This is a genomic window from Leifsonia sp. NCR5 (genome assembly GCF_002105485.1).
Taxonomy (GTDB): Bacteria; Actinomycetota; Actinomycetes; order Actinomycetales; family Microbacteriaceae; genus Leifsonia.
In genome coordinates this window covers 64,969-82,997 of sequence record NZ_NCSR01000011.1, presented here as the reverse complement: position 1 = coordinate 82,997, position 18,029 = coordinate 64,969, and the positions used below count along the sequence as shown (strand labels likewise).

Genomic DNA, 18,029 nt, shown 5'->3' with positions numbered 1-18,029 from the left:
TTCCCCGAGGAGACGTGAACCCTCAGGCGGGCACCCGCACGCGCAGCGCGCCGGGGTCGACCGTCAGCCCCACCGCGACCACGTCGCCGAAGCCGTCGCCGTCGAGTTCGAACGGCTCGGGCCGCTCGACCGTCAGCCGCACGGACTCGCCGCGCAGGTAGGTCAGCTCGGTGCGGATCGCCCGGTCGGTGAACCGGATGATCTTCCTGCCGACGGCGCTGCGGCGCAGCACCCGGTTCTCCCAGCTGACCTTGCGCCAGATCAGCAGCCAGCCGAACAGCGAGCGGGGCTGCAGCACCGCGATGTCGAGCACGCCGTCGTCGACCGACGCATCCGGGATCAGCTCGATGTTCCCGGGCAGGCTGCCGCAGTTGGCCACCAGGATCGTGCTCACCTGCGCCGTGCGGGTCGTCCCGGCGTCGAGCGTGTAGTGCACGCGCACCTTCTGAGCTTTCGGGAGGGCACGGAAGCCCGCATCCACGTATGCCAGCCAGCCGAGGCGGCGTTTCAGCCGGGGGCGGGTGTTGGCGATCATGGTGGCGTCGATGCCGAGGCCGGCCATGACCAGGAACGCGTGCTCGTGGATGCCGCCGTCCTTCGCCGTGATGGAGGCGATGCCCAGGTCGATCTGCCGGGTGGCCCCGCCGAAGGCGACGGTGCAGGCGTCGTCGAGCCGCGCGAGCGGCACGCCGACGTTGCGGGCGAGCAGGTTTCCCGTGCCGGAGGGGACGATCGCGAGGTCGGCGTCCCTGTCGCGGAGGGCTTCCGCGACGGCGCGCACCGTTCCGTCTCCGCCCGCGGCCAGGATGAGCGTCGCTCCGGCGGCCAGCGCATCCCTGGTCTGCTGCTGACCGGCTCCGCCCGCGCCCGCGCCGTCGTCGGCCGTCGTCTCGAACCAGAGGATGTCCCGCACCCCTGCGCTCGCCGCCGCCGTCGCGACCGCCGCCTTCAGCCGCGTGATGTCGACTTTGATCGGGTTGTAGACGACGGCGGCCGTCGTCGCCGCCCCCGCTCGCCGATCGTTCACGAAGCTCACGCTACCTGTTTCCACAGGGAACGCCCGGACCGGGCGCCGTCGCCTCGATAAGCTGAACCCGTGATCGATCCAGTTCTTCTCCGTGAGCACCCCGACGTCATCAAGCGTTCGCAGGAGGCCAGGGGCGACTCCGTCGAGGTCGTCGACGAGGCGCTGCAGGCCGACAAGGAGCGCCGCGCGGCCATCTCCGCCTTCGAGGAGCTGCGCGCGGAGCAGAACGTCTTCGGCAAGAAGGTGGCCGCTGCTCCCAAGGAGGAGAAGAAGGAACTGGTCGCGCAGGCGCAGAGCCTCGCCGGCAGGGTCAAGGAGGCGCAGGCGGCGGCGAACGACGCCGAGAAGCGCTTCGATGAGGTGCTCCGCCGCATCGGCAACCCGATCATCGATGGCGTCCCGTCCGGTGGGGAAGACGACTACGTGCTCGTCAAGACCGTCGGCGAGAAGCCCACCTTCGACTTCGAGCCGCGCGACCACCTGGAGCTCGGCGAACTCCTCGGCGCCATCGACATGGCCCGCGGCGCGAAGGTGTCCGGCGCGCGATTCACCTACCTGCGCGGCATCGGGGCGCGCCTCGAACTCGCCATCATGAACATGGCGCTCGACAAGGCGCTCGCCGCCGGGTTCATCCCGATGATCACCCCGACGCTGGTCAAGCCGGAGATCATGCAGGGCACCGGCTTCCTCGGTGCTCACGCGGACGAGATCTATTACCTGCCGGCCGACGACCTCTACCTCACCGGCACCAGCGAGGTCGCGCTGGCCGGATACCACTCCGACGAGATCCTGGATGTGACGGAGCCGCTGCGCTACGCCGGATGGTCCACCTGCTACCGCCGCGAGGCGGGCTCGGCGGGCAAGGACACGCGCGGCATCATCCGGGTGCACCAGTTCAACAAGCTGGAGATGTTCGTCTACACGCTCCCCGAGGAGGCGGAGGCGGAGCACGCGCGCCTGCTGCAGTACCAGGAGGAGATGCTGCAGGCCCTCGGCCTCAGCTACCGCGTGATCGACACCGCGGCGGGCGACCTGGGTTCGAGCGCTGCCCGCAAGTACGACGTCGAGGCGTGGGTGCCGACTCAGGATGCGTACCGCGAGCTGACCTCCACCTCCAACTGCACCACGTTCCAGGCCCGTCGCCTCGACATCCGCTACCGCACGGAGAGCGGCAAGACCACGCCGGTCGCCACGCTGAACGGCACGCTGGCGACCACGCGCTGGATCGTCGCCATCCTGGAGACGCACCAGCAGGAGGACGGCTCGGTGATCGTGCCCGAGGCGCTCCGCCCGTACCTGGGCGGCCTCGAGGTTCTGGAACCGATCGCCCGGTGAGCGCCGCTGACACCGCCACCGACCGCCAGGACGACGGCCGTCTGCTGATCGCGCTCGACGTCGACGGAACGCTGATCCACGAGGACGAGACGATCGGCGCCGCCGTCCTGGATGCGGTCGCCCGCGTCCGCGACGCCGGTCACGAGGTCATGCTCGCCACCGGCCGCAGCTGGGAGACCGCGAGGGGCATCCACCAGAAGTTTGGGCTGACCAGCGAATACGTCGTATGCGCGAACGGCGCGCTCACGATGAAGCGCGACGAAACCCACGAAGACGGTTACCGCCGCGAGTTCGTGGAGGTGTTCGACCCGACCGAGGTGCTCGAGACCATCCGGCCGTATCTGCCGAGCGGCAGCTTCATGGTCGAGGACGCTGCAGGGTTCCGCCGGTACACCGAGGGCATGACCGACTGGGAGCTGGTGAACGCGGTGCAGGTCTCCTTCGAGGAGCTGACCGAGCATCCCGCCACCCGCGTCGTCGTCGTCTCTCCGCAGCACGACGAGGACGAGTTCCTCGACATCGTGGAGCGGATGGGGTTGCACAAGGTCAGCTACGCCATCGGCTGGACGGCGTGGCTCGACATCGCGCCAGACGGCGTCAATAAGGCGACGGCGCTGGAGCGCGTCCGGCAGCAGCTGGGCATCCCGCGGGCGCGGGTGGTGGCGGTCGGCGACGGCAGGAACGACATCGACATGCTCACCTGGGCGGCGGACGAGGGGCTCGGCGTTGCCATGGGCCAGGCGCCGGACGAGGTCAAAGCGGTGGCCAACCGGGTCACCGAGCCGGTCGTCGAGGACGGCCTGGCGCGCGTGCTCGACAGCCTCTGATCAGCATTTCCGGCGTGGCTGTCCAGAAGTTTGCCAGGGTGATCTGCAACTCTGGAGGGTAGTGCTCACCGGCTTTTCGGTGCGCGAATCCCCGAAAACCCGGAAGGAAGTGAATGAGCGAGTTGCCCACCCGCGCCCAGGCGCGTGCGAAAGAAGTATCGGCCGGTCCGAGCATCGCACGCCACGGTCGGCTCAAGCAGCGTCACCCGTTCCGCTTCCTCCTCGGGATGCTCGCAGCCGTGCTCGCCGTCGTCGGCGTGAGCACCGCATCCGTCGCCGCATACGCGGTGTGGGATGTGGCGAGCGGCCTCAAGCAATCGGTCAAGCTGGTCGACGCGAAGGGCAAGGAGGTCGTGCCGCAGGTCGGTGCGATGAACGGCGCGTTCAACGTGCTCCTCGCCGGTAGTGACAGCGGTGGCGGCAATGCAGCATACGGCGACCGCGGCGAGGTCCTCAACGACGTGACGATGCTGCTGCACGTCTCGGCGGACCACAAGACGGCGACGGTCATCAGCTTCCCGCGCGACATGTACGTCTCCATCCCGTCCTGCCCGGACCCCAAGGGCGGCAGCTTCGACGCGATGAGCAGGCAGAAGATCAACAACACCCTCAGCTACGGCGGCCTCGCCTGCACGGTGCTCACCGTGCAGAAGCTGACCGGCCTCGACATCCCGTACGCGGGCGTCATCGAGTTCGACGGCGTGATCGAGATGTCCAACGCGGTCGGCGGCGTGCCCGTCTGTGTCGCCGGCGACATCAACGACCCGTACACGGGCCTGGATGTAAAGGCCGGCCAGAACACGCTCGAAGGCTCCCAGGCCCTCGCGTTCCTCCGCACCCGCCACGGCGTCGGCGACGGCTCCGACCTCGGCCGCATCAGCAACCAGCAGGTCTTCCTCTCGTCGCTCGTGCGAACCATCAAGAGCTCGGACACCCTCTCCAACCCGGTGAAGGTCTACGGCCTGGCGAAGGCGGCGACCACCAACATCGAGCTCTCGGAGAGCCTCAACAACGTGACCACCATCGCCTCGATGGCGGCGGCGCTGAAGAACATCAACCTCAACCAGATGGTGTTCGTGCAGTACCCGAACCACTACGACGGCGACGGCGTCTCCCCGAGCACCGACGCGGCGGATGCGCTGCTCACCGCCCTGAAGAACGACCAGCCGATCACGCTCACGGGCGACACCGGCGTCGGCTCCGAGGCCGACCCGAACGCCCCGGCGACGGGCACCCCGGCCGGTGGAACCGCCGCAACGCCTCCGCCGGCGACGGGCACGCCGACCGCTCCGACCAGCGACGCCCCGACGCAGTCGTCCTCCGGCGCCGTCGACCTGCCGTCCGACGTCCACGGCCAGACGGCGAACCAGTACACCTGCTCCAAGCCCTTCACCGACTGAGAGCGGCAACCGGTTCCGATAGAATCGGGCGACGCCGGTTCACCCCGGCGCCAGGAGGGCTGTCCGAGCGGCCGATGGAGCCAGTCTTGAAAACTGGTGGGCAGAAATGTCTCGTGGGTTCGAATCCCACGCCCTCCGCTTTGCAAAACACGCGCCGATCCCAGTGATTCACTGGGATCGGAGCTTTGTTCCTTGGCTGTCATCCGCTCGTTTGACAACAGAATGACAACAAACGCTGCAAAAGGTCGGCCGCTCAAAACGTGTCCGCGTGATTTCAGCCCCGCTGAATCGGCTGGCGCGGCCGGGTTATTGTCGACCATCTGTCGACTGTCGCCGTAGATCGTCTTCCGCCACGCAGACTGTCTCTTGTCGTGTGCGGGACAACCTTGGTGACGGTGATGCGTCGTCTCATGGGCTTGCCGGATGGCGGGGAACGCTAGGAGCTCAGCCGAGCGGCAAGAAGTGAAGTCCTGCGCTATCGCGGGGATCGTGAGCTTCGGTCGCCACGCCACCATAGAGCGACCCAGAGGCCGCATCGTCTACAAATCAGAGCTTTGCCGCCCTCGAGCGCATGAACCTTGCTCCTAGGCAGCTCGCGTCCGCAGCACGAACACACGAAAACCGCGTCATCCACGAGCGGAGATCGCTTCCTCCAGTTGATCGACGGTCGGGAGCCCGGCAACACCGTTCGGCGTGAAGTAGATGCGACAAGCGAGGTCGGTGGTCTGCGCTCCGTTAGGGAAGAGATCTTCACCATCGACGGTGATCGTCGGTGAGCCCGCGAACGAGACGGACGCGGCGTCTTCCGAGGTCTGAAGAAGCCGAAAGGCAACTGTCGTGGACGTATCACCGAGTCGATCGAGAGCCTCCCGGACTCGATCGCCGGCGTGCTCCCAGTTCGGGCACTCCTCGATGTGCAGCACCTCGATCCTCATGAGACCATTGTCCGTCCTACCGCGCTCGAGTGTAGCTGCGAGGAGGCGTAGCCGAGTGCGCCGGTCACCGTCATTGCTGGCGGCTACGGACGATCCTCGGTATCAGCTGGACGAAGACGACCATGCCCACCAACTCGACGAGAGTCTGCGTCACGACCGCCAGGGGCGCGATAGCCAATTGAGCGGGGAGGGCGAGCGCCAGGGGGAGGACGACGAGGGAGTTGCGGGTTGATCCGCTGAAGATGAGCGCTCGAGTTTCTGGCACGTCCAGACGTGTGAGGCGGCCGGCGGCGAGCCCGATGATCGGCATGATGATGAGGAAGGCCGCGTAGAGCGGTACGACGCGCAGGAGCGTGAGTGCTTGGCCGCCGACTGCGGCGATCTGGGAGCCGATGACGACGGCGAGGGTGAGCATCATGAGCGGCACCATCGCGCCGGCCATGAAGTGCTCGATCGCCCGTGCGGCTCGGTGTCCCCTGGCGATGGCCTGGACGATTGCTGCTGCGATGAGGGGGATGACGATGATGATGAGGAATGCCTCGACGAACGGTGCGAGCTCGATGTGCTGCACGGCGTCGCTCCCGGCGAACAGCCAGAGATAGCCGGGCAGCAAGACGATCTGCAACAGCATCAGGAGGGGCGTCGCTGCGAGCAGCCGCGCTTTCGCGCCGCCGGCGAGGCCTGTGAACACGATCACGTAGTCGACGCACGGCGTGAGCAGCACGAGGAGTACCCCGACGAGGAGTCCCTGGTCATCGGCCACGAACCGGGAGAGACCGAACACAATCAGTGGGACGACCACGAAGTTGACAACGAGAACAGCGCCGAGGAACCGCACGTGCTTGAATGAGCGTCCGACCTCGATCAGCGGAACACCGAGGAAGGTGGCGAACAAGAGCACCGCAAGCACGGGATTGGTCGCGGCCGAGAGCACAGGTGCCGCAGCTGGGGCCAGAACCCCGAATACGCCGCCGGCGAGGATGGCCGCGATGTACAGCGCGACCTGATGGGTGTCCCACCAGTCCACGATTCGCCGCATCGTCTCAGCCTAGGGTCTGCCGGATCGGCAACTTACGGGTAGATCATCCGATGCTGAGTGCCGAGAGACCTTCGGGAGTGCCGGTGACGATGAGCTTGAGGTCGTCGGCTTGGTCGTCGATCGTCCAGTTGACGAATGAGCAGCAGTGGCTCTCGTCGTCAACCAGATCGCGCAGCCGGCGGATGGAGTCCTCGACCTTGCTGTAGCGGACTGTGAGTTGCGTGTCGGTGCGCTCGACACGAAGGGCGTAAACGGCGTCGAAGTCGTGCCACTTCTCAACCTGCGCCTTCCCGGAGGCCGGGGTGAGCGTGCACGCGATCGGCAGCCCATTCAGGGGTCCGACGTGGGTGGTCATGGCTGTACTCCCTGCACTTTGAACTGCTCAGTCGTGGTGGTCATCGTCTTGGTCTCCCTCGAGCAGCATGCCGACCGAGGTGGCGCAGGCGTCGCCCTTCCAGGCCTCGATGCCCTCACGGACGGCGAAGACCACGATCACGAGCCCGGCGATCGGGTCAGCCCACCACCAGCCGAAGAGGCTGTTCAGCAGCAGGCCGATCAGCACCGCTGCCGAGAGGTACGTGCAGATCAGGGTCTGCTTCGAGTCGGCGACCGCGGTGGCCGAGCCGAGCTCGCGACCCGCTCGGCGCTCGGCGAAGGACAGGAACGGCATGACGATCACGCTCAGCGCCGTCAGCACGATTCCGACCGGTGAGTGGTGAACGTCCACGCGACCGATCAGGGTCAGTAGGGAGCTGACGGTGACATAGGCGGCCAGCGCGAAGAACGCGATCGCGATGACACGCAGCGTGGGCTTCTCCCAGCGTTCCGGATCGCGTCGCGTGAACTGCCATGCCACAGCGGCGGCGGAGAGGACCTCGATCGTCGAGTCCAGTCCGAATCCGATGAGGGCGCCGGAGGATGCGACGCTACCGGCAGTGATGGCGACGACAGCTTCGATCAGGTTGTAGCCGATCGTCGCTGCGACGATCCAGCGGATGCGACGTTGCAGGATGGCGGTGCGGTCAATGGCGATGGCGGTACTCATGCGCAGTTGCATTCCTCTCCTGCGCAGCAGCCCGGTTCGACGAACAGGGTCACTCGCAGCAGCTCATCGAGCGCGGGTGCGATGTGCCCGTCGGCTAGGCGATACCAGGTGCGCCGGCCATCGGGGATGGCTTCGACCAGGCCGCACCCGCGCAGGCAGGCGAGCTGGTTGGACATCACCTGACGGGACACCCCGAGCGCGTCAGCGAGATCGGCCGGGAATGCGGGGGCTTCGCGTAGGGACAGCAGGATCCCGACGCGGGTGGCGTCAGACAGTGCGTGACCGAACCGCGCCAGCGCAGCGGTGTGGGTGACGGTGGCAGCGGGAGCGATGATCGTCATGACAGCGATAGTACAGCGAAACCTGTACTATCGCACTCTTCGCCGAAGGTGCGGCTCCGTCGTGGAGTGGCAGCTTGAGCCCTGGAGTCTCATGGCGGCGACGGCTGCCTAGCTGTGGTCGTGCCGGTGGTGGGCGTCGGGGTAGTGGTCGTGGGTGTGGGTGATCGCTTCGTGCGTGTGGACATGCTTGTGACGTTCTCCGGCTGCGACCAGGAGACCGTCTTCGTGCTCGTGCTGATGGTGCTCGTCGTGCGTGTGCCAGTGGTCGTGGGTGATCGCCTCGTGGGTGTGCCCGTGCTCGTGACGCTCCGTCAGGTGCAGCCAGACCCCGATCGCCATCAGGACCGCCGCGACCACGACCGGCCAGGTGAGCGGTTCGCCCAGGGTGAGGGCGAGGAGAGCGCCGAAGAACGGCGCGATCGAGAAGTACGCGCCGGCGCGGGCGGTGCCGACGTGACGCATCCCGATGATGAACAGCACCAGGCTGACGCCGTAGGCGAAGAGCCCGACGACCATCGCCGAGGCGATGTTGAAGGGGCCGGGAAGGGCAGCGCCGAACGCGAACGCGATGATCAGGTTCACCGGTCCGGCGACGCCGCCCTTGATCGCGGCCAGCCAGGTGGCGTCATTCAGGGCGACCTTGCGGGTGAGGTTGTTGTCCAGCCCCCAGCAGAAGCACGCGCCGAGGATCGCCAGCGACGGCCACGGGCTGCCGAAGTTGGCGCCGGACGGGATCGAGAGCACCACGGCGCCGGCGACGATCGCGAGCATGCCGAGTGCGATCCGCCGGTCGAAATTCTCCTTGAACACGAACCACGCCAAGGCCGCGGTGAAGACCCCCTCGGCGTTCAGCAAAAGGGAAGCGCCGGATGCGGGCATGTTGGCGAGACCTGCCATGAGGAGAACCGGACCGGCGATGCCGCCGAAGAAGATCGCGCCGACCAGAGGCAGGATCTCCGTGCGGGCGATCCGGACCCGCGGCATCCGCCGGATCAGCCGATACAGCCCGAGACCGATTCCGGATCCTGTGTAGAGCAGACCGGCGAGCAGCCACGGGCTCACATCGTCGTTGAGCAGGAGCTTGGCGAGCGGGGTTCCTGCACCGAACAGCACGGCGGCAACAAGCGCCGCCTGGACGCCGACGTTGCGCAGGCTGCGGAGGATCACGGGGTCACCGGTACAGGCTGGCCGAGGTGGTGCGCGGGCGTGCCGCCGAGCGTGTGCTCGGCCTGGAAGATCGCATCCGTCACGAGCTGGCGGGCGTGCTCGTTCTCGAGCCGGTAGAACACGCGGGTGCCCTCGCCGCGGGTTGCGACGATCCGCGCCAGGCGCAGCTTCGCCAGATGCTGCGACACGGCCGCCGGCGACTTGTCGACGATGTCGGCCAAGTGGTTCACCGACAGCTCACCGTCGCGGAGGGCGAGGATGATCCGAACCCTGGTCGCGTCGGCCAACATTGCGAACACCTCGACAGCGAGCTCCACGTACTGGCTGTCCGGCTCCCGGCCACACACGGCCTTATCTGCATCCATACGCAGATTCTTTCATACTCTCGCTGAGTGCGCGGACTCGGGGGCGCCGCGACTGGTTGGGCCAGGCATGCCGAGACAGCTTCGAGCGAAGTAATGGCCGGGAACGCAGGGGCAATCAAGTGGCGGTACTGGCTGACAAACCATTGGCGGAAGGGCTATTCATCGATGGCTTGCTGAGAACTACTACGGGGCAAACGGCATTTGTCCCCGGCTGCTGGTTCAATCAGCACATGATCAACGTCGGTTGGCTCCTCGAGACGTGGCGCGCTGCCCGCGGGAGGCGATCGTCATGATTTGGAACGCAATCGTCGCGGACGTGATCGCGTACCCGTGGTTCGCGGTTGTGGTCGCCGCGCTCGTCGTCAGTGCCGGCGCGAAAGGGTTGAGCAGACTAGCGAGATACGTCGGCGGTGCGTACTGGTCTAGTCATCACTGAGGACGAACGCTCTGCGAGGTGCGCCCCGCGATCCACGGACCGTCGTGCCGCCCTGTCTAGCGCTTCAGCGACCGCATCGAGGTCGTCGTCAAAAAGGTCTGCGTAGACATCGAGCGTCATCGCCGCGGAAGCGTGCCCGAGCATTCGCTGAACAGCCTTCACGTTGGCGCCCGCGCTGACTGCCAAACTGGCGGCGGTATGGCGAAGATCGTGGACGGTCATCGGATCGAGTCCCGCTCGATCAAGCGCGCTCTTGAACCACGTTCGCTGGCCGCGCGTTGCACGCTTTACGTGCTCGCCGAATCGACCCGAGAACAGCAGCTCGTTCGGCTGCTTGCCTATCGCAGCCTCCGCAAGGGCGTCACCGAGGAACGACGGAAATGGCACCGATCTGCGCTTGTGGTTCTTCGGGGTCCCCACGATGGTCTCCGGTCCCACCTCGACAGCGTTTTCCGAGATCGCAAGCCGGCGACGAGTGAAGTCGACGTCGCGCACGCGCAGGGCGATCACCTCGCCCCAGCGAAGGCCGGTATAGGCGAGCAGGAGCACCAGAACGTCATGCTTGCCGCTGGCGGTCGCGAGATCATGGACTTGCTGGTGGCTAAGGTACCGGTGTGCGCGGGCGACCTTGCGCGGCAGGCGTGAGCCTCGTGCGACGTTGACTGGCACTCGACGGTCTTTGACCGCAACGTCGAGAATGCCGGCGAGGACGCCGAAGGCCCGGAGAACGGTCGTCGCCGACTTGCCGGCGGTCAGCGAGGTCACCCACGTCTGAACATCGGAGTGCCTCACATCCCCGACGGGGACCTTTCCCCAGCGGGGCTCGACTTGGAGGCGCCATGCGATCTCAAGGGGTCGGAGTGATGAGGGTTTGAGGTGAGTCTGGTTCGCGAGCCATTCTGTGCCGAGGGAGGCGATAGTCACCCGTGCAGCACTCGCGTCGATGTACTCGCCACGTGCCTTGTTGGTCTCGACCGTGGCGAGGTAGAGCTCGGCTTCGCGCTTCGTCTTGAATCCGCGTTTCGTTGTCTGGCGGTGATCCGGCGTTCGGTACATGACGCGATAGCGTCGACCGCCCGCAGCTTCATACGACAGAACGCTGCCCATTTCGCCCTCCCTCTAAGGTGCTCCTGATGCTGCGATGCCGGACGACGTGAGAAGCGCAGCGAGTCGTGCGGCCTCGCGTTCAACCAATTCGAGGCGGCTCTCGAGATCAGTGTCAATCGCGAGGTCCGCGTCGCCCGAACTCTTACGGACATCGCGAACAAGGCGAACGCGGTCGATCTCCCGACGCAGGGTCCCGAGCTCACGGAGCGTGTTCAACGTGGCGATGTCAGATCGCTCGGAGGCGAGTCTCGGCTGATATGAGCTCAGCGGAGTGGCCGAGAGCCAACAATCGAATTCCGCTGCGGTCATCTCCGCGAAGTCGTCACTGAGATTGGGGAGGTCGAGGTTCGACTCCGGCGCCCCGATGGGCGCGAGCAGCATGCTGACCGGCACGTTCAGTCCCCGTGCGATGTTCAGGAGCTGGGTCACGCTGATGTCTGCCTTCCTCCCGGACTCGATGTTCTCCAGAACCGCCTGCGTGATATTGCCTCCAGGGATGGCATCGGCCAACTCCCGGGTCGAGCGAAATCCGCGTTCCCTTCGAGCCAGCTTGATGCGGGCGCCAATGCCGTTCTCGGTCCGAAAATCTGCCATTTCGACAGAATAGCGCCTTTAGTCTTGTCAAACTAGAAGCTGCGCGCTATTGTCTATCCAACAATTCAAGAACTCCTAGGTTGTCGAAACGGAGGAGATGAGATGACAGGGGAATTCATTCAGCCAGCTGACGTGGTTGAGCTCACTGGGCTGTCAATCGCAGCACTCGCCCAGCTGCGGTATCACGGCAAGGGGCCGCGCTTCTACAAGCCGACACCGCGCACCGTTCTCTACAAACGAGCGGAGGTGTTGGCATGGCTGGAGGCGAGCGCCCAGACGAGAACCGGGGCGTACGCATAAACGAGCCGAACCCGTCCACCCCGGGGGTTATTCAGGACTTCGTTGACGGGTATCTCGTACCTGTTGACCCCATGGATGACCTGCAGTGTGAGCGCTGTCAGTAGAACAGCCGGTGCACCCCGGCGCGCCGCCACAGCGCGACCCCTGTTCGGGGGTAGCGTGCGGCACCAAATGGAGCGGCTGATCCTTACCCCACTTGCCGTTACGCCGGACTCACGATTCGAGTCAGGGCGGCGGTGACGCATCGTGGCTGAGACTCCCGCACTTCAGAGTCGAAGTCGCCGCTCCACCATCAAATCCGAGGGCGCCGCCCCGAACCCAATGACTTCGGCGCTGCTCGGTTCATCCTCTCTCCCTTGCCCAGGTGGGCTTTCGCGCGCCCACGCGCGCTCGGCCGCACCGCTGTTCTAACGGGCCTCACGGCTCGAACCCGGTCCTTCGCATTAGCCACCTCCATGCAAGGAAGGTTGTGATCTCGTGGCTGGAGGAAATCAAGTCGCAGTGGTGGACGATCGTCTCGGAGAACTTCTCCGCACCGTCGACAGCATGCGCTCATTCGTCCGATATCGTCTGTGGGGCCGCCCGAACGATGTGGACGTCGTTCTGCAGATCGTGCGGGAGTCGGTCTGGCACCGCTGTTCCGCATATGACCCGGCGAAAGGGACACCGAACGCGTTCGTGTTCGGGATAACTCGCCATGTCGTCCTGCGCGAACTACAGCGTAAGGCGATCGAGACCGATGAGTTGCCGACGGACATTCAGTCGGGGGGTGACATCGACCCGCTGGATGCCTTGATCGGTCGGTTCGAAGCCAACCGGTGGATGAGCCTTGTCGCCGATTTCGTCGGCCCATCCGACTGGGTCGTGGTGGGTGAATTGGGGCTCACCGATGGTGACGGCGATCGTGTGGCTGAGGCGCACCACCTCTCTGCGCGCGGGCTTCGGACAGTTCGCGAGCGCGTGAGCCAGGCGGCGCACACCGTGCGCGCTGCACTCGCAGCCGCCGACGCAGGCCTTCCACTCACTGGCTCCGTCGTTGTGGGATGCGTCCCTGAGCGGGGCGGCTTCCGGGAGGTCGCCGAGATGATCGACGACGACGCCGAGACGATCGCCGCGACCCTGCATATCCACGCCGGCTCGGCGCGAGCGCGGATCGCGACGGCGAAACGGCTGATGATGATCGCCCGGGCCGTTCTGGAGCAGGAGGTCTCGGCATGATCACGGCGGGAGCCGCGGCCGCGCACGCAGTCGCCCATCCGAAGGCAACGCGGAATCTGCTGATCGTTGTCGCTGTCCTTGTCCTCGTCGTCCCCGCCAGCTTGGTAGCTCTGCCGGTCACGATGGTGCTCGCGGTGGGTGCCAACGGGTTTGGCGGTGGGGGAGCGTGCGGTGGCTCCGCGCCCACCGTGGCCGCCAGCCAGAGCGTCGACGGGTATGGGCCCGACCAGTTGAGAATCGCCGCGACGATCATCACCGTCGGCCAACAAATGAACATCCCACCGCACGGTCAAACGCTCGCGCTAATGGTCGCAATAGGGGAGTCCGGGCTACGGAACCTCGACCACGGCGACGCCGTCGACAACACTACTATCGGGGTCTTCCAGCAGGGCGCCGGCTACGGCACCCCTGCCCAACGAATGGACCCAGCCACTGCTGCCGCAGCGTTCTACACGCGGATGCTCCACCTGCCGGATTGGCAAACCACCGCTCCGACCTTGATCGCCCACGCCGTCCAGATCAACGCGGACCCGAATCACTACGCACCCTTCTGGACTCCCGCCCAACACGTCCTCGCCGCGCTCACCGGGGCAACCGCCGGCGCGTGCCAAATCCCGGCGGACGCCCGCGCTGCCGCGGCAGTGCTGGTCCAAGCGATCCAGGAAAAGAAGCTGAACTTCCTCGAGGCCCGGTATCAGCAACAGGTCGTCAACATGGCTGACGGGACCGCGAGTCCGAACTGCGTGATCGACGGACACGTCCTTCAGCTGATCGTCGTCGCCGTCCAGTCGTTCCAGCAGGTCGGCATCAGCGACCTCAACCGTCGCTGCACCGGCACAACACCTGGCGCCGGGGCCAAGTCGGCGCACTGGAAGGGCAAAGCCGTGGACTTCTACGCCCTCAACCGTCGCTCGCTCACCGGTGCGGACGACCTCTCCCTCCAATTGATCCATGTGCTGGATCCCTACGCCCCGCGCGGGTCGAGCGCCGGTCAAAGCGACTGCCGCGCCCAGTCGGGCGTAACTCTCGGCCCGCTGATGAACATCACCCACACCTTCGCCGATACCTGCAACCACCAGCACATTCAGGTGCCCTGACCAACCCAACTCACCAATGCGCGCCAAAACCCACCCCGAACCGGAACGTGTAGGTGAAGGCGCAGACGAAAACCGAGGTGACTTGAGATGAACAAGAAGCTGATCGCAATCGCGGCACTCCTGCCATGCCTGGCGCTGGTCGGCTGCGTCACCACGGGGCCCACCAGAAACCCGTCACTCACGACCGTTGCGCCGGCCAAGCCGACACCGACTCCGTCGAGCGCTGCAGTGCCGGCCGCGGACGGCATCGTGGATACCGTCTACGTCCAGGTCTTCCCAGGCCGCACCTTCAAGTCGAAGCACGGCTGCCGGTGCACCCTCCCGGATTCGACTCAGGAGCTTTTCCCTGCCGGAACGCCCGTGGTGTTCATGAAGCTCACGATGACCGGGGAATGGAAGCCCTCGCAGGGCAATCAGACCTATCAGATCGTCACCGGCACCACGTTGAAGGGAACCCAGTTCGATGGGCGCCCCGAACCCGCCGTCCTCGACACCGTAGATGGACCTGCCGCCGCGAAAGCCGCGGGACTGCCGTGGCTCCCAACCGGCCTCTTTGGTAGCAAGACCGACTGGACGGTACCGAACGACAGGGAGCGCTCCTTCGCCGCCGCCTGGTACCTCCCGACCGGCGTCGACCGCCTCCTGCTCACCCTGGATGTTCCTTCCGAGGGACAGCCGCTGCACCTGATCGTTCGACTACCGAACTCGGCTGCGAACGCGAGTGGGGAGTGAAACAAGGTGGACCTCTTGCTTAACCTGCTCGGTCTCCTGCTGATTCTCGGCATCGCATTGCTCGGCATCGTCGGCAGCGGACTGCTGACCGCCAAACGGATGGCTGAGACGAACGAACCCACTTCGAATACGGACACCACGGAAAGGAACATCGAATCATGAACGCACTCAACGAGGCCCTGGTGACCGTGCACTCGCGCGCGATCACCGTGCTGACAGTGGCCAACCCGTCGCCGGACTTCTCCGGCCCTGGCGTTTCCGCGCTCCAGTCGATCGCGAACGTAGTGTTCGCCATCGTGCTGAGCCTCGCCGTGATCGGGGGACTAATCGCCGCCGGATTCATCGTGGTCGGCCACATCTCCAGCAATGGACGGGTGCAGAAGATGGGCATGGTCGGGCTGGTCAGCTGCATCGCCGGCGTCGCCGTCGCGGGCGGCATCGCCGGACTGATCAACTGGGGTCAGTCGCTAAAGGTGGCGTGAGCATCATGTTCGTTCTCTCAGCACCGCCCGATCCGTTCTCGCCGAACTACGGCTGCTTCCTCTCCGACTTCAGCTGCCAAGCCTCACAAACAGTGGCCCAGTTCATGGCGTCCACCATCCGCAACCTCGGCGACTTCATCGCCACCATGATCGGCGGGGCATTCAACACCAACATCGACCAGGGCAGCTGGAACATCGCCCACTCCCAATTCCTGTTCTGGGTCGCCGTCACCGCACCCGTCATCCTGATCGTCGCCCTCGTCCAGATCGGGATTGCAATGATCCTCCAGGACTGGCACCGGATCGGCCGCACCGCCGCCGGCGCTGCGCTCGCCATCCCGTTCTCCGCGATCTGCGTGTGGGGTATGCAGAAGGCGTCCGGTGTCACCGACGCCATAACGACCAGTCTCACCACCACCGTCCAGGGCGGCGACCTGAGCAAGGGACTGCTGCGCGTGATCGGCATCCTCGATGTCTCCAAGCAGGCCCCCAACGCCGTCATGCATAACTCCCAGTTCACCCAGGGTGGCGTCATCTTCACCATGGTGTCGCAAGGAGCGCAGGGACCGGCCTCGGTGGGCGAATATGTGATGGCGCTTCTCGTCGTCGGACTCATGATGATCGCGTCGCTGTTCCTGTTCATCGCCATGTCCATCCGCGAGTTCGGTCTGTTGGCGCTGGCTGCAATGGCGCCGGTCGGGTTGATGATGATCGGCCAGCCCAAGCTCACCGCGTGGGCGCAACGGTGGATGAACCTCACCGTTGGGCTGCTGATCGCCAAACCGCTCGCTGCAGGCGTCGTCTTGCTCGCGGTGGAGCTGACCAAGGCCAGCCTGAGCATCAGCGTCATCCTGATCGCCGCCGGCGCGGTGATCGCCGCCTCGTTCAGCCCGCTCTGGGCCACCAAGCTCGTCTCGTTCGCGGGAGCCGAGGTCGGCACAGCGCTTCATCACCGGTTCTCGATGCGTGACCAGTTCTCGCGCGTCAACACTGCGGCAGCACCGGTCCGGTCTGCCGCACGAGTCATCAAGGTTGGGAGATAGCGGATGACCACCATCACCGCCGACCAATTGATCAGCGACGAGGGCGCACCACGTGTCCGGTTCGCCGCCCGCGAGCGCCGCGGGATCTTCCTCGGGCTGACGTTCCTGCAACTCGTCGTCGTGGGCGGGGCCATCGCCATTCTGCTTGCGACGCTGCTCATCAACGCCAACGCAATTTGGGTGATGCTGCCAATCGTCGCCCTCGTGGCCTTCTTCGCCCTCGCCACCTACCGGCGGGAACCGGTCCTCGTGATCGCAGCGCAGGCCGCACGGTACGCGTACCGCAGCGTCGCCGGCCAGACGGTGTTCCGCCGCGACGTCTGGCTGCGGGTCACTATGGCGTCCCTGAGCGTCGGGCACGCGCAGGTCGCCGCCGCCGCGCCGATCGTGACCTCGAAATTCCTCCTGCCGGGTGCGCTCGGCGACGTGCAGATCGTACAGATCCCTGGTGCCGGCGCGTTCATCTACAACGCCCGCGGCCGCCTCGCCTCCGTCACCGTCCGCGTCGGATCCCGAGCGTGGGCGCTGCGCGACAAAGGCACCCAGGAAGCCGCCTATGACGGATTCGTCGAATGGCTCAGCTCGCTCGAAAGTCTGCCTGGCGTCCGCGAAACCACCATCCGTGTCCGTGTTGATCGCGCGTCGTCGAACGAATTGCGCGACTACCTGCTAGCTCGGGAGACCGAACATGCTCCCCAGGTCAGCCCCGAACTGCGTCAGCAGTATTGGGATCTGACCCAGACCGCGTCCAAGCGGTCGATGGGGTTCACGAATTTCGTCACTCTCACCTTCGACACCGGCACCCTGAACGCGGCGATCCGCGACGCAGGTAGGGGCCTGACCGGTCTCGCCGCTGTACTGAAGGAGCGGGTCGCCGGCATCGAGACCTCGATGGAGCACGCCCGATTGACGCCAGCCGGGTGGCTTACCTCGGACGACCTCGACGAACTCCTGGCGCTCTCCGCCGACCCCGTGTCGGCGGCGACCCGACGCGAGCAAGCCGCCGCGACCGACACGCGGACTGCACCCCCGGTGATGGGGATCGACGAGGGTTGGGACACGATGCGGGTAGACGAGTCGTGGCATCAGACCTTTTGGGTCGCCGAGTGGCCCCGCACCGACGTCCGCACCGGATTTCTGGAACCGCTGCTCTACGCCGGGGACGCGACCCGAGTGATCACGCTGCAGGTTCGCCCGGTGGCGACGCACAAGGCGCTGGCCCAGCTGAACCGCGCGCAATCCGACATGGAGACCTCGGCCACCATTCGGATGAAACTCTCCTCCCGGATCCCGCTCACGCACCTGCGCGAGGAGGAGGACCTTGCGGTGCGCGAGCACGATCTGGTCGATGGGTTCGGTGATGTGCAGTACCGCGGGTTCGTGACCGTCTCCGCCGAGTCGAAGGATGCCCTGTCCAAGGCCCGCACAGATATCGAGCAGGCCTCACACCCGGCTCGGCTGGTGCTGGCGTCAATGTCAGGGCAGCAGGCGGCCGGGTTCGTCACCGGAGCCCTCCCAGTGCCGATGGAAGGGGAGTGA

General features: G+C 65.8%; 21 protein-coding genes and 1 tRNA gene. 12 read left to right on the top strand and 10 right to left on the bottom strand.

What is annotated here, in order from left to right:
- Window positions 1-22: 22 nt before the first annotated feature.
- Window positions 23-1,027, bottom strand: a complete 1,005-nt coding sequence (locus B7438_RS11085) for a diacylglycerol kinase family protein (protein WP_085369712.1) — start codon at window positions 1,025-1,027, stop codon at window positions 23-25.
- A 69-nt stretch (window positions 1,028-1,096) separates the two neighbouring features.
- Between B7438_RS11085 and serS the strand changes: the two genes are divergently transcribed.
- The 4 genes from serS to B7438_RS11065 all read left to right on the top strand — a co-directional run bounded on the left by serS (window position 1,097) and on the right by B7438_RS11065 (window position 4,727).
- Window positions 1,097-2,362 carry a serine--tRNA ligase gene (gene serS / locus B7438_RS11080; protein WP_085369626.1) on the top strand — a complete coding sequence of 422 codons (1,266 nt, stop codon included), beginning with the start codon at window positions 1,097-1,099 and terminating at the stop codon, window positions 2,360-2,362.
- A complete protein-coding gene (locus tag B7438_RS11075) occupies window positions 2,359-3,189 on the top strand; it encodes an HAD family hydrolase (protein ID WP_085369624.1) in 831 nt (276 codons plus the stop codon). Before serS ends, B7438_RS11075 begins: the two co-directional genes overlap by 4 nt.
- A gap of 113 nt (window positions 3,190-3,302) precedes the next feature.
- Complete coding sequence (locus tag B7438_RS11070; protein WP_085369622.1) at window positions 3,303-4,589, top strand: LCP family protein; 1,287 nt, start codon at window positions 3,303-3,305, stop codon at window positions 4,587-4,589.
- A 53-nt stretch (window positions 4,590-4,642) separates the two neighbouring features.
- Window positions 4,643-4,727: transfer RNA gene (locus tag B7438_RS11065), tRNA-Ser, on the top strand.
- Window positions 4,728-5,215: 488 nt separating this feature from the next.
- Here B7438_RS11065 and B7438_RS11060 read toward each other — a convergent pair.
- From B7438_RS11060 to B7438_RS11020, 9 genes are all read right to left on the bottom strand, one after another.
- Window positions 5,216-5,524: a thioredoxin family protein gene (locus B7438_RS11060; protein ID WP_085369621.1), complete on the bottom strand. Its 309-nt coding sequence runs from the start codon at window positions 5,522-5,524 to the stop codon at window positions 5,216-5,218.
- 70 nt (window positions 5,525-5,594) lie between these two features.
- The gene (locus B7438_RS11055; RefSeq protein WP_085369620.1) at window positions 5,595-6,563 is read right to left on the bottom strand and encodes an arsenic resistance protein; all 969 of its coding nucleotides are present in this window, start codon (window positions 6,561-6,563) and stop codon (window positions 5,595-5,597) included.
- A gap of 43 nt (window positions 6,564-6,606) precedes the next feature.
- Entirely contained in the window at window positions 6,607-6,918 is a 312-nt protein-coding gene (locus B7438_RS11050) for a hypothetical protein (protein WP_085369618.1), read from the bottom strand.
- Window positions 6,919-6,945: 27 nt separating this feature from the next.
- Window positions 6,946-7,608 (bottom strand): cation transporter, encoded by a 663-nt coding sequence (locus B7438_RS11045; RefSeq protein ID WP_085369616.1) that lies wholly within the window; start codon window positions 7,606-7,608, stop codon window positions 6,946-6,948.
- On the bottom strand, window positions 7,605-7,949 hold the full coding sequence (locus B7438_RS11040) for a helix-turn-helix transcriptional regulator (protein WP_085369614.1): 345 nt from the start codon (window positions 7,947-7,949) through the stop codon (window positions 7,605-7,607). The genes B7438_RS11045 and B7438_RS11040 overlap by 4 nt, the downstream gene beginning before the upstream one ends.
- Window positions 7,950-8,057: 108 nt before the next feature.
- Window positions 8,058-9,116 carry a DMT family transporter gene (locus B7438_RS11035; RefSeq protein ID WP_143465813.1) on the bottom strand — a complete coding sequence of 353 codons (1,059 nt, stop codon included), beginning with the start codon at window positions 9,114-9,116 and terminating at the stop codon, window positions 8,058-8,060.
- A complete protein-coding gene (locus B7438_RS11030; protein WP_085369612.1) occupies window positions 9,113-9,481 on the bottom strand; it encodes a metalloregulator ArsR/SmtB family transcription factor in 369 nt (122 codons plus the stop codon). Before B7438_RS11030 ends, B7438_RS11035 begins: the two co-directional genes overlap by 4 nt.
- Before the next feature lie 391 nt (window positions 9,482-9,872).
- Window positions 9,873-11,024 carry a tyrosine-type recombinase/integrase gene (locus B7438_RS11025; protein ID WP_085369610.1) on the bottom strand — a complete coding sequence of 384 codons (1,152 nt, stop codon included), beginning with the start codon at window positions 11,022-11,024 and terminating at the stop codon, window positions 9,873-9,875.
- Window positions 11,025-11,036: 12 nt separating this feature from the next.
- Entirely contained in the window at window positions 11,037-11,618 is a 582-nt protein-coding gene (locus B7438_RS11020; protein WP_085369609.1) for a helix-turn-helix domain-containing protein, read from the bottom strand.
- Window positions 11,619-11,750: 132 nt separating this feature from the next.
- Between B7438_RS11020 and B7438_RS11015 the strand changes: the two genes are divergently transcribed.
- From B7438_RS11015 to B7438_RS10985, 8 genes are all read left to right on the top strand, one after another.
- Window positions 11,751-11,918 (top strand): AlpA family transcriptional regulator, encoded by a 168-nt coding sequence (locus B7438_RS11015; RefSeq protein ID WP_256921985.1) that lies wholly within the window; start codon window positions 11,751-11,753, stop codon window positions 11,916-11,918.
- Between the two features lie 504 nt (window positions 11,919-12,422).
- A complete protein-coding gene (locus B7438_RS11010; RefSeq protein ID WP_143465811.1) occupies window positions 12,423-13,136 on the top strand; it encodes a sigma factor in 714 nt (237 codons plus the stop codon).
- Window positions 13,133-14,233 carry a hypothetical protein gene (locus tag B7438_RS11005; RefSeq protein WP_085369603.1) on the top strand — a complete coding sequence of 367 codons (1,101 nt, stop codon included), beginning with the start codon at window positions 13,133-13,135 and terminating at the stop codon, window positions 14,231-14,233. The genes B7438_RS11010 and B7438_RS11005 overlap by 4 nt, the downstream gene beginning before the upstream one ends.
- Before the next feature lie 87 nt (window positions 14,234-14,320).
- Window positions 14,321-14,965, top strand: coding sequence for a hypothetical protein (locus B7438_RS11000; RefSeq protein ID WP_085369602.1), 645 nt, complete (start codon window positions 14,321-14,323; stop codon window positions 14,963-14,965).
- Between the two features lie 15 nt (window positions 14,966-14,980).
- Window positions 14,981-15,127 (top strand): hypothetical protein, encoded by a 147-nt coding sequence (locus tag B7438_RS20545; RefSeq protein WP_179150790.1) that lies wholly within the window; start codon window positions 14,981-14,983, stop codon window positions 15,125-15,127.
- Window positions 15,124-15,447: a hypothetical protein gene (locus B7438_RS10995; RefSeq protein ID WP_085369601.1), complete on the top strand. Its 324-nt coding sequence runs from the start codon at window positions 15,124-15,126 to the stop codon at window positions 15,445-15,447. The genes B7438_RS20545 and B7438_RS10995 overlap by 4 nt, the downstream gene beginning before the upstream one ends.
- Complete coding sequence (locus B7438_RS10990; RefSeq protein WP_085369599.1) at window positions 15,444-16,490, top strand: hypothetical protein; 1,047 nt, start codon at window positions 15,444-15,446, stop codon at window positions 16,488-16,490. The genes B7438_RS10995 and B7438_RS10990 overlap by 4 nt, the downstream gene beginning before the upstream one ends.
- Before the next feature lie 3 nt (window positions 16,491-16,493).
- Entirely contained in the window at window positions 16,494-18,029 is a 1,536-nt protein-coding gene (locus B7438_RS10985) for an SCO6880 family protein (protein WP_085369598.1), read from the top strand.

Excerpts from the sequence above, each read along its gene's own strand:
- B7438_RS11070 (WP_085369622.1), top strand. The coding sequence starts at position 3,303 with ATGAGCGAGTTGCCCACCCGCGCCCAGGCGCGTGCGAAAGAAGTATCG.
- B7438_RS11060 (WP_085369621.1), bottom strand. The coding sequence starts at position 5,524 with ATGAGGATCGAGGTGCTGCACATCGAGGAGTGCCCGAACTGGGAGCAC.
- B7438_RS11055 (WP_085369620.1), bottom strand. The coding sequence starts at position 6,563 with ATGCGGCGAATCGTGGACTGGTGGGACACCCATCAGGTCGCGCTGTAC.
- B7438_RS11050 (WP_085369618.1), bottom strand. The coding sequence starts at position 6,918 with ATGACCACCCACGTCGGACCCCTGAATGGGCTGCCGATCGCGTGCACG.
- B7438_RS11045 (WP_085369616.1), bottom strand. The coding sequence starts at position 7,608 with ATGAGTACCGCCATCGCCATTGACCGCACCGCCATCCTGCAACGTCGC.
- B7438_RS11040 (WP_085369614.1), bottom strand. The coding sequence starts at position 7,949 with ATGACGATCATCGCTCCCGCTGCCACCGTCACCCACACCGCTGCGCTG.
- B7438_RS11030 (WP_085369612.1), bottom strand. The coding sequence starts at position 9,481 with ATGGATGCAGATAAGGCCGTGTGTGGCCGGGAGCCGGACAGCCAGTAC.
- B7438_RS11025 (WP_085369610.1), bottom strand. The coding sequence starts at position 11,024 with ATGGGCAGCGTTCTGTCGTATGAAGCTGCGGGCGGTCGACGCTATCGC.
- B7438_RS11020 (WP_085369609.1), bottom strand. The coding sequence starts at position 11,618 with ATGGCAGATTTTCGGACCGAGAACGGCATTGGCGCCCGCATCAAGCTG.
- B7438_RS11005 (WP_085369603.1), top strand. The coding sequence starts at position 13,133 with ATGATCACGGCGGGAGCCGCGGCCGCGCACGCAGTCGCCCATCCGAAG.
- B7438_RS11000 (WP_085369602.1), top strand. The coding sequence starts at position 14,321 with ATGAACAAGAAGCTGATCGCAATCGCGGCACTCCTGCCATGCCTGGCG.
- B7438_RS10995 (WP_085369601.1), top strand. The coding sequence starts at position 15,124 with ATGAACGCACTCAACGAGGCCCTGGTGACCGTGCACTCGCGCGCGATC.
- B7438_RS10985 (WP_085369598.1), top strand. The coding sequence starts at position 16,494 with ATGACCACCATCACCGCCGACCAATTGATCAGCGACGAGGGCGCACCA.